This window comes from Streptomyces sp. NBC_01089 (genome assembly GCF_045162975.1).
Classification (GTDB): domain Bacteria; phylum Actinomycetota; class Actinomycetes; order Streptomycetales; family Streptomycetaceae; genus Streptomyces.
Genome location: NZ_CP108660.1, coordinates 5,992,287 through 6,005,809, shown reverse-complemented (window position 1 = coordinate 6,005,809; position 13,523 = coordinate 5,992,287). Strand labels below are relative to the sequence as shown.

13 protein-coding genes are annotated in these 13,523 nt (G+C 72.3%); 7 read left to right on the top strand and 6 right to left on the bottom strand.

Annotated features, from left to right (window positions below; all coding sequences use genetic code 11):
* Window positions 1–53: 53 nt before the first annotated feature.
* Complete coding sequence (locus OG510_RS26965; RefSeq protein ID WP_406140193.1) at window positions 54–929, bottom strand: NAD(P)-dependent oxidoreductase; 876 nt, start codon at window positions 927–929, stop codon at window positions 54–56.
* A gap of 19 nt (window positions 930–948) precedes the next feature.
* Window positions 949–1,443 (bottom strand): DUF3145 domain-containing protein, encoded by a 495-nt coding sequence (locus OG510_RS26960; protein ID WP_164260465.1) that lies wholly within the window; start codon window positions 1,441–1,443, stop codon window positions 949–951.
* A 288-nt stretch (window positions 1,444–1,731) separates the two neighbouring features.
* On the opposite strand from OG510_RS26960, the gene OG510_RS26955 reads away from it, so the two are divergent.
* Window positions 1,732–2,637, top strand: coding sequence for an SGNH/GDSL hydrolase family protein (locus OG510_RS26955; protein ID WP_406140192.1), 906 nt, complete (start codon window positions 1,732–1,734; stop codon window positions 2,635–2,637).
* 9 nt (window positions 2,638–2,646) lie between these two features.
* Window positions 2,647–3,630 (top strand): aldose epimerase family protein, encoded by a 984-nt coding sequence (locus OG510_RS26950; RefSeq protein ID WP_406140190.1) that lies wholly within the window; start codon window positions 2,647–2,649, stop codon window positions 3,628–3,630.
* A gap of 125 nt (window positions 3,631–3,755) precedes the next feature.
* On the opposite strand, the gene OG510_RS26945 is transcribed toward OG510_RS26950, so the two are convergent.
* On the bottom strand, window positions 3,756–6,209 hold the full coding sequence (locus tag OG510_RS26945; protein ID WP_406140189.1) for a glycoside hydrolase family 3 protein: 2,454 nt from the start codon (window positions 6,207–6,209) through the stop codon (window positions 3,756–3,758).
* A 159-nt stretch (window positions 6,210–6,368) separates the two neighbouring features.
* Here OG510_RS26945 and OG510_RS26940 point away from each other — a divergent pair, with 159 nt between their 5' ends.
* Window positions 6,369–6,944, top strand: coding sequence for a TetR/AcrR family transcriptional regulator (locus OG510_RS26940; RefSeq protein ID WP_406140188.1), 576 nt, complete (start codon window positions 6,369–6,371; stop codon window positions 6,942–6,944).
* A gap of 24 nt (window positions 6,945–6,968) precedes the next feature.
* Here the strand turns inward: OG510_RS26940 and OG510_RS26935 are convergent, their stop codons facing one another.
* From OG510_RS26935 to OG510_RS26925, 3 genes are all read right to left on the bottom strand, one after another.
* Window positions 6,969–7,883, bottom strand: a complete 915-nt coding sequence (locus OG510_RS26935; RefSeq protein ID WP_406140187.1) for an EI24 domain-containing protein — start codon at window positions 7,881–7,883, stop codon at window positions 6,969–6,971.
* A 219-nt stretch (window positions 7,884–8,102) separates the two neighbouring features.
* A complete protein-coding gene (locus tag OG510_RS26930; RefSeq protein WP_406140186.1) occupies window positions 8,103–8,531 on the bottom strand; it encodes an organic hydroperoxide resistance protein in 429 nt (142 codons plus the stop codon).
* Between the two features lie 64 nt (window positions 8,532–8,595).
* Complete coding sequence (locus tag OG510_RS26925) at window positions 8,596–9,615, bottom strand: NADP-dependent oxidoreductase (RefSeq protein WP_406140185.1); 1,020 nt, start codon at window positions 9,613–9,615, stop codon at window positions 8,596–8,598.
* Window positions 9,616–9,738: 123 nt separating this feature from the next.
* Between OG510_RS26925 and OG510_RS26920 the strand changes: the two genes are divergently transcribed.
* From OG510_RS26920 to OG510_RS26905, 4 genes are all read left to right on the top strand, one after another.
* Complete coding sequence (locus tag OG510_RS26920) at window positions 9,739–10,170, top strand: MarR family winged helix-turn-helix transcriptional regulator (RefSeq protein ID WP_406140184.1); 432 nt, start codon at window positions 9,739–9,741, stop codon at window positions 10,168–10,170.
* A 55-nt stretch (window positions 10,171–10,225) separates the two neighbouring features.
* Window positions 10,226–10,804 (top strand): hypothetical protein, encoded by a 579-nt coding sequence (locus OG510_RS26915; RefSeq protein WP_406140183.1) that lies wholly within the window; start codon window positions 10,226–10,228, stop codon window positions 10,802–10,804.
* A 200-nt stretch (window positions 10,805–11,004) separates the two neighbouring features.
* Window positions 11,005–12,042, top strand: a complete 1,038-nt coding sequence (locus OG510_RS26910) for a rod shape-determining protein (protein ID WP_406140181.1) — start codon at window positions 11,005–11,007, stop codon at window positions 12,040–12,042.
* Window positions 12,043–12,112: 70 nt separating this feature from the next.
* The gene (locus tag OG510_RS26905) at window positions 12,113–13,519 is read left to right on the top strand and encodes a GAF domain-containing protein (RefSeq protein ID WP_406140180.1); all 1,407 of its coding nucleotides are present in this window, start codon (window positions 12,113–12,115) and stop codon (window positions 13,517–13,519) included.
* The last annotated feature ends 4 nt before the right edge of the window (window positions 13,520–13,523 follow it).

The following is a 13,523-nucleotide window of genomic DNA, read 5'->3' as shown; positions in this document are numbered from 1 at the left end:
TCCTCCCTCTCCGGGAGGGGCGGGCCCGCGCGTTCACGTCCGGGCTCCCGGCCTCAGTGCTCGAAGCTCGCGAAGTAGGACGCGGCCATGTCGTCGCCGCCGTGGCCCAGCGCCTCCGCCCGGCGGAACCGCTCGCCGCCCGCGGCCGCCACATCGAGCCGTACGCCCGCCTCGCGCCCCGCCTCGACGATCAGCCGCGCGTCCTTGGCCGCCGTGGTGACGGAGAAGCTCGGCGTGTAGTCCTCGGTGAGGATGGCCTGTGCCTTCAGGTGCAGATAGCCGCAGTCCAGCGAGCCGCCGGAGACCGCGTCCAGGAAGCTCGCCGGGTCGACGCCGAGACCGTCAGCCAGCGCGAGCGCCTCGGCCGTGCCGTGGGTGAGGGCCAGCACCCAGCTGTTGCAGACGAGCTTCAGCCGGGTGGCCGCTCCCGTCGCGCCGTCGGCGCCGACCCAGACCGTACGGGCGCCGACCGCGTCCAGGACGGGAGCGACATCGCCGCGTACGGAGCTGGGCCCCGCCGCGAGAACCGTGAGCTGACCGCTCTCCGCCGGGGCCTTGGTGCCGAGGACCGGAGCGTCCACGAAGACGAGTCCGTGCTGCCTGGACAGCGCGGCGAGCGGGAGGAGCGCCTCGGTGCCCGCTGTCGTGGACTGGAGCCAGACGGTCCCGGCGCCCAGCGAGGACCCGGCGGCGGTCATCGCTTCGAGGGCCGCCGCGCCGTCGTACAGCATGGTGATGATCACGTCCGCGCCCTCGACGGCCTCACCCGGAGTGCCGGCGACGCGAGCGCCTGCGGCGGCGAGGGGCTCGGCCTTGGCACGGGTCCGGTTCCAGACCCGGACGTCGAGCCCGGCACGGCAGAGGTTACGGGCCATCGCGGCGCCCATGATGCCCGTACCCAGGACAGCTACTGAGGTGTTGTCAGCCATGGACCCACCGTAAAGCGGATCAGACGACCTGGTGCAGCCAGCGCACCGGGGCTCCCTCGCCCGCGTACCTGAACGGCTCCAGCTCGTCGTCCCACGGCTTGCCGAGCAGCCGTGCGATCTCGGCCTCCAGATCGCTCTCGCCGCCCAGCGAGCGGGCCAGCGCGGCCCGCAGGCGGTCCTCGGGGATCAGGATGTCGCCGTGGATTCCGGTGACGGCGTGGAAGATGCCCAGCTCCGGCGTGGCGCTGTAGCGCTCGCCCTCGGCCGACGGGCACGGCTCCGACGTCACCTCGAACCGCAGCAGGTTCCAGCCACGCAGCGCGGAGGCGAGCTGGGACGCGGTGCCCGTGCCGCCCTTCCAGGAGAACTCGGATCTCCAGGTGCCGGGAGAGGCCGGCTGCCTGATCCAGTCGAGATTCACCCGCGCACCGAGAACACCCGCCACGGCCCACTCAACGTGCGGGCACAGCGCGCGCGGTGCGGAGTGCAGGTACAGAACTCCACGTGTCGTCACCGGGACCTCCAGTGCGGTTCGAGGTTCGCCTTCCCCAGCGGCCTCTCGCCCGTTCTGCCCCGGGGTACAACAGTAAACAGCATCGGGAGTTAATCTCCTGAAATGGGACAGTATGTGACGTGATGTAATTTACCGGAACCGTGGAAGGCGAAGTTGCCACTGGTTCGACGGGGAAAAACTACCGCGCGACGGCCTCACTCGTGTGACGTACTGTCGGTCTCAGCCCTGTTGGACACAGAGCTTTCACTCGGCAGGACGCGCGGGTCGGCCACTTGGAGGGTGCAGAGGGTGCAGAGGAAGCCGGAATCCGCCCGGAGCCGCCGCACACGCACGGCGCTCGCGGCACTGACGGCGGTGGTCGTCCTCCCGCTCGGCGCGCTGGCCGGCTGTGACTCTTCCGACAGTGGCGCGAAACGTGCGCAGGCGCACCGCAACGGACCGTCCGCACCCGCCCCGACCTGGGACAGGTCCCCCCGTTCGGTGGCCGCGGTGGGCGATTCCATCACCCGCGGCTTCGACGCCTGTTCGGTGCTCGCGGACTGTCCGAAGGTGTCCTGGGCGACCGGTTCGGACGCCCAGGTGCACAGTCTGGTCTCGCGGCTCGGTGTGAAGAAGAGCTGGAACGACGCCAGGACCGGGGCCCGGATGGCCGATGTGCCGGCCCAGATCGGCGCAGCGGCGGCGCACCGGCCCCAGCTGGTGACGATCATGGCAGGTGCCAATGACGCTTGTCGTGACTCGGTTTCGCACATGACACCGGTGGATGAATTCCGAACATCGTTTGAGACGGCGCTGAAACGTTTGGCCACCGCGCTGCCCAAGAGCGAGGTCTATGTGTCGAGCGTGCCGGACCTGAAGCGGCTGTGGTCGCAGGGGCGCGGCAATCCGCTGGGCAAGCAGATCTGGAAGCTGGGGATCTGCGCGTCGATGCTGCGGGACGCCGACGCGATGAACCCGGCGGCCGTGAAGCGGCGCGACGCCGTGCGGGAGCGGGTCGTCGCGTACAACGGGGTCCTCAAGGACGTGTGCGCGACGGACGAGCACTGCCGTTACGACGGCGGTGAGGTCTTCGGGTTCCGGTTCACCGGGGCGCAGCTGAGCCCCTGGGACTGGTTCCACCCCGGGAAGGACGGCCAGGAGCGGCTGGCGGAGATCGCCTACCGCAACGTCACGGCCGCGCGGCCCCCGGCGTAGGGTCCGGGGATGAGCAGCGCGCAGCCGGAGATCTTCGGCCGTCTCGGCGACGGCACCTCAGTCCACCGCTGGACCCTGGAGCGCGGCGGTACCCGGGTGCGGGTGCTCACGTACGGCGGGATCGTGCAGTCCGTCGAGGTGCCCGACCGGGCGGGAGCGGTGGCCGGGGTGGCGCTGGGCTTCCCCGACCTGGCCGGGTATCTGGCCTTCCCCGGGCCGTACTTCGGGGCGCTGATCGGGCGGTACGCGAACCGCATCGCGGGCGGTGAGTTCGGGCTCGACGGGCGCACCTACCGGCTGCCCCGCAACAACCCGCCGCACAGCCTGCACGGCGGTGACCGCGGCTTCGACAAGCGGGTGTGGGAGGCGGCGCCCGCCGGGGACCACGGGGTGCGGCTCTCCCGGGTCAGCCCGGACGGCGAGGAGGGCTTCCCCGGGCGGCTGACCGTGTCCGTGACGTACGGCCTGACGGAGAGCGGTGCGCTGCGGATCGCGTACGAGGCGACGACGGACGCGCCGACCGTGGTGAGCCTGACCAACCACTCGTACTGGAACCTGGCCGGTGCGGGCTCCGGCAGCGCGGCCGGGCACGAGCTGCGGATCGCGGCCTCGCGGGTGACGCCCGTGGACGCCGGGCTGATCCCGACCGGCGATCTGGCGCCGGTCGACGGCACCCGTTTCGACTTCCGGCAGGCCAGGAAGGTGGGACTGGGCTACGACCACAACTACGTACTCGACGGGGGCGGCGGTGCGGCCGCCGAGCTGTCCGACCCGGGCTCCGGCCGGGTGCTGACAGTCTCCACCAGCGAGCCGGGGCTGCAGCTCTACACCGGTGACCACATCGACGACGGGCCGTTCGGGGCCGGCGCCGGGATCGCGCTGGAGACCCAGCGCTTTCCCGATACGCCGAACCGGCCGGAGTTCCCCGGTGCGGTGCTCCGGCCGGGCGGCGCGTTCGTTTCCGAGACGGTGTACGGGTTCTCCGCGCGGTAGGTGTACGCGGGGCAGGTGTACGCGCGGTAGGTGTACGCGGGGACCCGTGGGCCGTCGGACGCGGGTTCCCGTGACCGTCGGCCGCGGGAGCACGTAGACCGTCGGACGCGGGAACCCGTGGAGCGTCAGAGCGTGACCGTGACCGTCAGCCTGGTGTCGGCCAGGGAGCGGCCGGCCCTGATCTCGTAGCCGCCGGGGCGCTTCGCCCAGCCGCCCGCCTCCTCGTCCCAGGTCTCGAAGGCCCGGGGGGAGAGCGCGACGGCCACCTCGGCCGTCTCGCCCGGTCCCGCTTCCACGGTGGCGAATCCGGCCAGCGCGCGGGCGGCCCGGTCCGTTCCGGGGTCGGCCGGGGCCGCGTAGACCTGGACCGTCTCGCGTCCGGCGCGGGCGCCGGTGTTGCGGATGCGGACGGTCGCGGTCTCCGCGGTCGCCTCCACCGACTCGTAGCTCCACTCGGTGTAGCCCAGGCCGTGCCCGAAGGGGTAGGCGGGGGTGGCGCCGGCCCGGTCCCAGGCCCGGTAGCCGATGAACACACCCTCCTCGTAGGGGAGTTCGCCGCCCTCCGGCTCGACCCTGCGGACCGGGGCGTCGTCCAGGACCGCCGGCCAGGTGGTGGGGAGCCGCCCGCCCGGCTCCGCCGCGCCGAGGAGTACGTCGGCGAGTGCCGCGCCGCCCTCCTGGCCAGGGAACCAGCTGAGCAGCACCGCCGCCACGTCGTCGCGCCAGGGCAGCTCCACCGGGGAGCCGGCGTTGACGACCACGACCGTGTTCGGGTTGGCGGCGGCCACCGCGCGCACCAGGTCGTCCTGGCGGCCGGGCAGCCTGAGGTCCTTGCGGTCGAAGCCCTCGGACTCGACCTCCTCGGTGGTGGCCACGACCACCACGGCGGTGTCGGCCGCGCGGGCGGCGGCCACGGCTTCGGCGATGAGCTCGTCGGCGTCGCGCTGCGGGTCGCGGTGCATGAGCGAGAAGCCGATGGCCTGGAGCCGGGCGCCGGCGCTCTTGAAGACGGTGTACTCGAAGCCGATCGCGACCGGCTCACCGGCGGTGAGGGTGGCGGTGCCGCGCTCGACGGGGCCGCCGAAGACCGCGGCGAACGGGTCCGCCTCGTCGCCCGGCAGCTCGTCCGCCGCGAAGAGGACCTGGTCGCCGACGGTGAGCCGGAAGCCGCCGAGGCCACGGGTGCCGAAGGTGTGCTCGCCGCTCTCCCTGGGGGTGAACGTGCCCTTGACCTCGATGGTGTGCAGCGCCTCGTGGGTCACTCCGTCGGGCAGATCGCTGCCCACCCACTGGATGCGCCCGCCGGGCACCGAAGCGGTGCCGATGATCCGGCCCGCCTTGTCGCGGCAGATGGCGTGCAGGGCGAATCCCTTGCCCGCTGCGGCCAGTTGGCCACTCGGGTCGGCGCCGAGCGCGTAGCTGACGGCGCCTTCGGGGAGCGCGGCCGCCAGCCCGTCGAGGGGCGCCACCACCCGGGTCGGGAAGACGGTGGCCGAGCCGCCGCCGAGGATACGGGCGTCGCGGGCGGCGGCGCCGATGAGCGCGACCTTGCGGGTCCGCGAGGCGTCGAGGGGCAGCGCGCCGCCCTCGTTCCGTACGAGGACGAAGGCGCGGCGGGCGATCTCGCGGGCCAGCTCGCGCCCGTCGGTCTCCGCCGGGAGATCGGTGACGACCGGCGGGGCGCCGTCGAGGACGCCGGTCCGTGCGGCGAGCCGCAGGACGTTCCGTACCGCGTCGTCGACCGCGCTCTCGGGGACATCGCCCGTCCTGACGGCGGCGGCCAGCGGCTCACCGTACGGGGTGACCGGGCCCGGCATCGCCACGTCGAGGCCGCCGAGGATGTCACCGGCGGTGGAGCGCGCGGCCGTCCAGTCGGAGACGTTGAAGCCGTCGAAGTGCCACTCGCCGCGCAGGACTTCGTTGACGAGGTAGCGGTGCTCGGTCATCGTCGTGCCGTTGACCGTGTTGTACGCGGTCATGATGCCCCAGGGGTGGGCGTTCTCGACGATGGCCTCGAAAGGCGCCAGATACAGCTCGCGCAGCGGGCGCGGGGCGATCAGGTTGTTGACGGTGAAGCGGTCGGTCTCCGCGTCGTTGCCGACGAAGTGCTTGACCGTGGTGCCGACGCCGCCGCTCTGCACGCCGCGTACGTAGCCGGTGCCGATCTCGCCGGTGAGGTACGGGTCCTCCGAGTAGCACTCGAAGTGGCGTCCGCCCAGCGGTGAGCGGTGCAGATTGACGGTCGGCGCGAGCAGGACGTGCACGCCCTTGCGCCGGGCCTCCTGGGCGAGCAGGACACCGGCCCGGTGGGCCAGCTCCGGGTCCCAGGTGGCGGCGAGCGCGGTTGGTGACGGCAGGGCGATGGAGGGGTCGTCGGCGGTCCAGCGCACGCCGCGGACGCCGATCGGGCCGTCCGACATGACGAGGGACCGCAGCCCGATCTCCGGGAGCGCCGGAAGGGACCAGAAGTCCTGCCCGGAGAGCAGCCGGGCCTTGGTGTCGAGATCGAGAGCGCCGAGAGCGGCCTCGACCGCGGCCTCGCGGACCCGGTCCGCTTCGTTGATGGGGGTGGCTGCCACCGTCGTACCTCCGTCTTGGCGTGCTGAAGTCCCGCAGTCCCGTGCGTGATGTCTCCATCCTGACCCGTCGACCGGTAGATCGGTAGGTTTCGTTACCTCTTCGTGATGCTCGATGTCGTACGGTCCTCGGAGAACACGTACGGGGAAAGGAGCCGGTGGATGGGGAGCGCCAGAGGCGAGGGGCGGCGGGCGGAGATCCTCCGTGCGGCCCTTGAGGTCATCGCGGAGCGCGGCTACCGGGGGACGACGCTCGGGGCGGTCGCCGAGCGGGTGGGCCTCACCCAGCAGGGGCTGCTGCACTACTTCCCGAGCAAGGACGCGCTGCTCGTCGCCGTGCTGGAAGCGCGCGACCGCTGGGATCCGGGTGCGTCGGCGCGTTCCGGCGAGGCGTGGCCGCTCGAACTGCTCGGCTCGCTCGTGGAGTACAACGCGATGCGGCCGGGGATCGTGCAGACCTTCGCGGCGCTGCTCGGCGAGAGCGTCACGGACGGGCATCCGGCGCGGGAGTTCTTCACCCGCCGCTATGTGCAGGTGCGGGGGTCCATGGCGGCCACCCTGCGCGGCAAGTTCGGGGACCGGCTGCCGAGCGGGCTGACGCCGGATGAGGTGGCGCCGCTCCTGGTGGCGGTGATGGACGGTCTGCAGTACCAGTGGCTGCTCGACCCCGAATCGGTGGACATGCCCACCGCTTTCCGCGCCTTCACGACGCTGCTCGGCGGTGGCGCGGCGGAGTGAGGCGCGGGGCGGGCGGGGCTGTCGTTACGTGGTACGGGAGGGCGCGGGCCCGGCGGCCGGGGGTGCAGGTGCCGGGGGTGCGGCGGCTGTCGGTGCGGATGCGGCGTCCGGCGCGGTGTCAGGGCCCGGCGCCGTGTCCGGCTCAGGCGCCGCGTCAGGGCCTGGCGCCGCGTCAGGGCCTGGCGCCGTGTCAGGGTCCGCCGTCTCGCCCCTCAGGTCACGCGCCATCAGCGTCGCCCCCGCCACCGCGCCCGGCATGAGGAAGACCGCGACCAGCGGCACCAGGAAGCAGAGCGTCAGCGGGACCCCGAAGCCCAGGGTCAGCAGGCGGCGGCTCTTCAGCAGGGCCAGCCGCTCCCGGAACTCCATACCGCGCCGCTGCAGCGCCACCGCCGTCAGCTCCTCGGCGAGGAAGAAGCCGGAGACGCAGAAGCCGATCGCGGGGACGACGGTCTGGCCGACGACCGGCAGGAATCCGGCGGCGAAGAGCAGAAGCCCGTAGAGCGCCACCCGCACCAGGACGCGGAGGCTGTCCCGCGCGGAGATCCACAGCTCCCGCCAGAACGAGAGCCCGCTTTCCGGGACTTGACCGCCCTCCGACGCGTCGACCCGCTCCGAGAGCGCCTCGTAGAAGGGCTGGCCGATCAGCAGGGTCATCGCGGTGAACGAGACGACGGCGAGCAGCAGGGCCAGCGCCCAGAGCAGTACGGTCAGAAAGCCCCGCAGCAGGCCCGGCCAGGGGGTACTCCAGGTGTCGGCGAACGGTGTCGCCCACGCGACGGCGTCATCCGCCCAGAACACGAGCGCCACCAGCGCCGCCACGTACAGGACGAGCGTGATCAGCCCCGGCAGCAGCCCGAATCCGTACTGCCTGCCCCGCCGGCCGACCCAGCGCTGGCCCTTCACCAGATAACCGAAACCCGCCCCGAGATCACCCATGCGCCGCAGCCTATCGGGGAGCCCGCCGGGGGCTGTCGCCGAGCACGGGCCGCCCCCGGTGGCCGAGCCGGGTGGAGAGTTCGGCCGCGCCGTCCCGGATCGGCCGTGCCGGCTCGCTGACGAACGCGATACGACCGCCCGCGTACGGACAAGGGCCGCCCCCGCCGGAGCGGGTGCGGCCCTCCCGTCCCGGCCCGAGCCGGGATCAGCGCGTCATGATCAGGCGACGGCGAGGTCGACCTTGATGTTGCCGCGGGTGGCGTTCGAGTACGGGCACACCTGGTGGGCCTTCTCGATCAGCGCCTGCGCGGTGGCCGCGTCGACGTTCGGGATGGAGGCCGTGATGGTGACCTCCAGGCCGAAGCCGCCCTGCTCGGTCTTGCCGATGGAGACGGCCGCGGTCACGGTCGAGCCCGAGATGTCGGCCTTCTCCTGGCGGGCGACGACACCCAGCGCACCCTGGAAGCACGCGCTGTAACCGGCGGCGAAAAGCTGCTCCGGGTTGGTGCCCGCGCCGCTCCCGCCCATCTCCTTCGGCGGGTTGACGACGACGTCGAGCTTGCCGTCGTTCGAGGCGACCCGGCCGTCACGGCCGTTCTCCGCGGTGGCGACAGCGGTGTACGCGACATCGATCTTCTGGATTGCCATGCGAGTTCCTTCTGTTGTGTACGCCGCGTCTCGCGCCCACGACCGCGGCGGCCTGGGGACGAGACTACTGGTTGACGGCGACGATCATCTTCCCGGTGTTCTCACCGCGCAGCAGACCGAGAAACGCCTCGACGCCCTGCTCGACACCTTCGACGACCGTTTCCTGGTACGTGAGCTCACCCGAAGCGATCCAGCCGGCGACGTCCTCGACGAACTGCGGCTGGAGCGCGGCGTGATCGCCGACCAGCATGCCCTGCAGCCGCAGCCGCTTGCCGATGACCAGTGCGAGGTTGCGCGGGGCCGGGGTGGCCTCGGTGCTGTTGTACTGCGAGATCATCCCGCAGATCGTGGCGCGGCCGTGCACGTTGAACGAGGTGATGGCCGCTTCGAGATGCTCGCCGCCGACATTGTCGAAGTACACGTCGATGCCGTCGGGGGCGGCCTCGCGCAGCTGCTTCGTCACCGGGCCGTTCTTGTAGTTGAACGCGGCGTCGAAGCCGAGGTCGTCGACGAGGTGCCTGACCTTCTCGTCGGAGCCCGCCGAGCCGATGACGCGCGCGGCGCCCTTGATCCTGGCCATCTGGCCGACCTGGCTGCCGACGGCACCCGCTGCACCGGAGACGAAGACCGTGTCGCCCTCCTTGAAGGAGGCGACATCGAAGAGACCGGCGTAGGCGGTGAGACCCGTCATCCCGAGCACGCCGAGGTAGGCGGAGAGGGGCGCGGCCGAGGGGTCGACCTTGGTGGCGTGCTTGGCCGGCACGTGCGCGTACTCACGCCAGCCGAGCCCGTGCAGGACGTGGTCGCCCACCGCGAAGCCCTCGGCGTTCGACGCGATGACCTCGCCGACCGCGCCGCCGTCCATCGGCTTGTCGAGCTGGAAGGGCGGCGTGTAGGACTTCACGTCATTCATCCGGCCGCGCATGTACGGGTCGACCGAGAAGAAGAGGTTGCGGACCAGGATCCGGCCGTCGGCGGGCCCGGACACCGGAACCTCACGCAGGGCGAAGTCCGCCGGGGTGGGCCAGCCGTCCGGACGGGCGGTGAGATGCCATTCGCGGCCGGTCGTGGGGAGTGCGGACATCGGGTACAACCTCCTGAGCAAAGCTCCATGAGTGAAAGCTTCATGGCGTGAAATATCTACTGCCTTAAACAACCATGCGCCTGAATATTTTAGATTGTCAAGCATGTGCGTACCATGGTGGGCATGGCCACTCGTACAGACCCGCTCACCCTGGAAGTCGTCGAGCTGATCGGTGAGGTCGTCGCCCGGTACCACGAGGAGTACGACGAGGCGGCGGCCGCGCACTCCCTCACCGGCGCCCAGGCGCGTGTCCTGGGTCTGCTGTCCATCGAGCCCATGCCCATGCGCCGGCTGGCCGGTCATCTGAAGTGCGAGCCGTCGAACGTCACCGGGATCGTCGACCGGCTCGAAGCGCGCGGCCTCGCCGAGCGCCGCCCCGACCCCGCCGACCGCCGGGTCAAGATCGCCGCCGCCACCGACGCGGGCCGGCTGACCTCCCGTGAGCTGCGCGCCACGATGGATTTCGCCCGGGAGCCGCTGGGCGAGCTGTCGGCCGGTGAGCGGACGGTGCTGCGGGACCTGCTGAAGCGGATGCTGGGGCGTACGGAGGGGTAGGGCTCGCCCGCACCCGCCGGGCCGGGGTCGTGCGGCGTACCGGCAGGATGAGTGTATGCCGCCTTCCACGCCCCCGTTCGGGCCGCTCGACTTCCAGCTGGTGCTGCTGCGCCGGATGGCCGACCATCAGCCGGTGCTCGTCGATGACGCCCGCCGGGAGCTGGGCGTCGGCCTCGCGGAGATACGCGAGGCGAACCGGCGCTGGCAGGCGATGGTCCGCTCGCCCCGGTCCCGCGGCGCCGTGCGGCGCTACCGCTCGGTGCTCGGCGAGCCGTCGGCCACCGCCCGCAGGAAGATCGGCGATCTGGAGTGCGACGCCCTGCAGTGGCCCGTACCGCTCTGGCCCGGCCTGCGGTTCGAGGTGCTGACCGCGCCCGGCGGCGCGGTGTGGAACGAGTGGCTGGTCCGCGCCCCCGGCGTCGCCGCGCCGCCCCTGCACACGGCGGACGACCTGCGGCCCTGGTCCTGCACGGTGGACGAGGTGGCCCGCGCCTTCGCCCCCGTACGGCCGATGGAGGGCACCGCGCCGACCCGGTGGCGGCTGGCCCTCACCCTGCCCGGCGGGCGCCCGGCCGTCGCCGAGTTCACCTGGGGTTTGCTCCAGGAGGTACGGCCCGCCGACACACCTCGCTAGGGGCTCGCTGTCCGGTCGCTCTTTCCGGTCGCTCTTTCCGGTCGCTGGGGGCTCGCTTTCCGGCGTCGGCCTCCCGTTCGGATCAGGGCACCACCCGGGCGGCTCAGCCCAGCGCGCGCTCCGGTTGCGGCCGTCGCACGATGCGATGAGGACCGGCCACCGCCGGTGCTCCACCTCAGCGTTTCTCGGGAGATCGTGCCGTGACCGTCAGTCTTGAGCAGTTGCGCCGTTGCCAGGTAGCCGTCGACCTGGGGGCCGCGCGGACCCGGGTGTTCGTCAAGGGCATGGGGCTCGTCGTGGACGAACCCAGCGTCGTCGCGGTGAACAGCCGGACGGGCGCGCTCATCGCCGTCGGCTCCTTCGCCGAGCAGATGACCGGCCGTACCCCCGGCTACATCCGGGTGGCACGCCCCGTCACGGGCGGCACCGTCGTCGACATCGACCTGGCCCGGCGCATGCTGGGGCAGCTCCTCGGTGACAAGCTGCGGCGCAGACTGCGGCGCACCCCGATGCTGCGCGCCGCCGCGTGCACCCCGCACGAGTCGGACCCGCTGGCGCAGCGCGCCACGGTCGAGACCCTGGTGGGGCTCGGCGCCCGGAAGGTCGAGCTGGTCGACACCCTCATCGCCGCCGCCGTCGGCTGCGGGCTGCCCGTCGAGCAGCCGACCGCCACCATGATCATGGTCTGCGGCGCGGCGACCACGCAGATCGCCGTTCTCTCGCTCGGCTCGATCGTCACCGCCGAGCGGATCCCGGTCGGCGGTGAGGCCATCGACCGGGCCATCGTCCAGCATCTGCGCCAGCACCACGAGCTGCTGCTGCCGAGCCAGTCCGTACGGCCGCTGCAGGTGGCGCTCAGCGGGAACGGGCTGACCCTGGACGGGCCGGAGTTCACCGAGATCCACGGCCGGGACGTGGCCACCGGGCTCGCCCGTTCGGTCCGGGTCGACACCGCAGCCGTACGCGAGGCCGTCCACACCCCGCTGACCGCCGTACTCGACGGCATCGGCCGGGTGCTGCGCGGCTGCCCGCCGGATCTGGTCGCCGACCTCTCGGACCGCGGCATCATGATGGTCGGCGGGAGCGCCCTGCTCCCCGGCCTCGAACAGATGGTGCGCAACGCGACGCGGATGCCGGTGCACATCGCCGAGCGGCCCGACGTCTGCTCGGTCCTCGGGCTCGGCGCGATGCTGGAGGGCAGGATCGAGCCCATGACGCTGGCGCCGCTGAGCAGCTGACGGACCGCTCACGGGCTCCGGCTGTGCCGCCGGGGCCCGCGGACGACCGGACCGGACCCGGGGGACCACGATGACCGGTGACACACGGCTGCCGGTGCTGCTCGAAGCGGTGCTGAGCGTCGGTACGGACCTCGAACTGCGCGGCACGCTCCAGCACATCGTGGACTCGGCGGCCCGGCTGACGGGCGCCGGGAGCGGGGCGCTCGGCGTGGTCGACCCGGAGCGGGACCGCCTCAGCGACCTGTTCACGACCGGCACCGACGGCGACGCGCTGATCGGCCTCGCCGACGACACCCCCGGCCTGCTGCGGCTCCCCGTCCGGGTCCACCAGCAGGTCTTCGGGACCCTGCATCTGGCCGACAAATGCCAGGGGGACTTCGACCGGGACGACGAGGCGATGCTGCGGGTGCTCGCCGCCCAGGCGGGCATCGCGATCGGCAACGCCCGGCTGTACGAGACGGCCAGGCTCCGCGAGCGGTGGATCAAGGGGGCCGCGGCCGTCACCAACGCGCTGCTCACCGGCGAGAGCGCCACCGACGCGCTGACCACGGTCGCCGAACAGGCCAGGAGCCTCGCCGACGCGGTCGCCGGTGTGGTGCTCCTGCCGACCGCGAGCGGCGGGATGGAGATCGTCGCCGCCTCCACCTTCGAGGACCCGGGCGACCTGATCGGCGCCACGATCGCGCCGGGCTCCCCCGTCCTCGTCCAGCTGCTCAACGGGGACCCGGTGTACATCGAGGACTCGTCGACCGATCCCCGGATGACCACACATGTACGGGCCCGCTTCGGGCCGAGCATGATGCTGCCGCTGCAGAGCGGCGGCAAGCTGATCGGCACGCTCGCGCTGCCCAGGCGGCGCAGCGGCCGCCCCTACAACGCGGCGGACCGGACGCTCGCCCTGCAGTTCGCCTCGCAGGCCGCGCTCGCGCTCGTGCTGGCCGATACCCGGCAGAACCGCGAGCGGCTCGCGGTGTTCGAGGACCGCGACCGGATCGCCCGCGATCTGCACGACCTCGTCGTCCAGCGGCTGTTCGCGACCGAGATGATGCTGGAGTCGACCCGGCGGCGGGCGGCCGGCACGGAGCTGGGTGAGCTGATCGGCCGGGCGGTCGATGAGCTGGACTCGACCATCCAGGACGTCAGGACGGCGATCTTCGCGCTCCAGCAGCCGCCCGCCGACGCGCCGTCGACGCTGCGCGGCCAGGTGCTGCGGGAGACGGACGGCGCACGGGTGCTGCTGGGGTTCGCGCCGTCGGTGCACTTCCTCGGCCCGGTGGACTCGCGGGTCACGGACCGGGCCCGTGCGGAGCTGCTGGCCGCCCTGCGCCGGGCGCTGGCCCGCGCGCACCGGCTGCCCGATGTCTCACAGGTGGCGGTGGTGGTCGACGCGCGGGAGGATCCCGTACGCCTGACCGTCACGCACGACGGGACACCGGAGGGCGCGGAGGGGAACACCCTGGTGTGGGAGGCGTCGTAGGTGT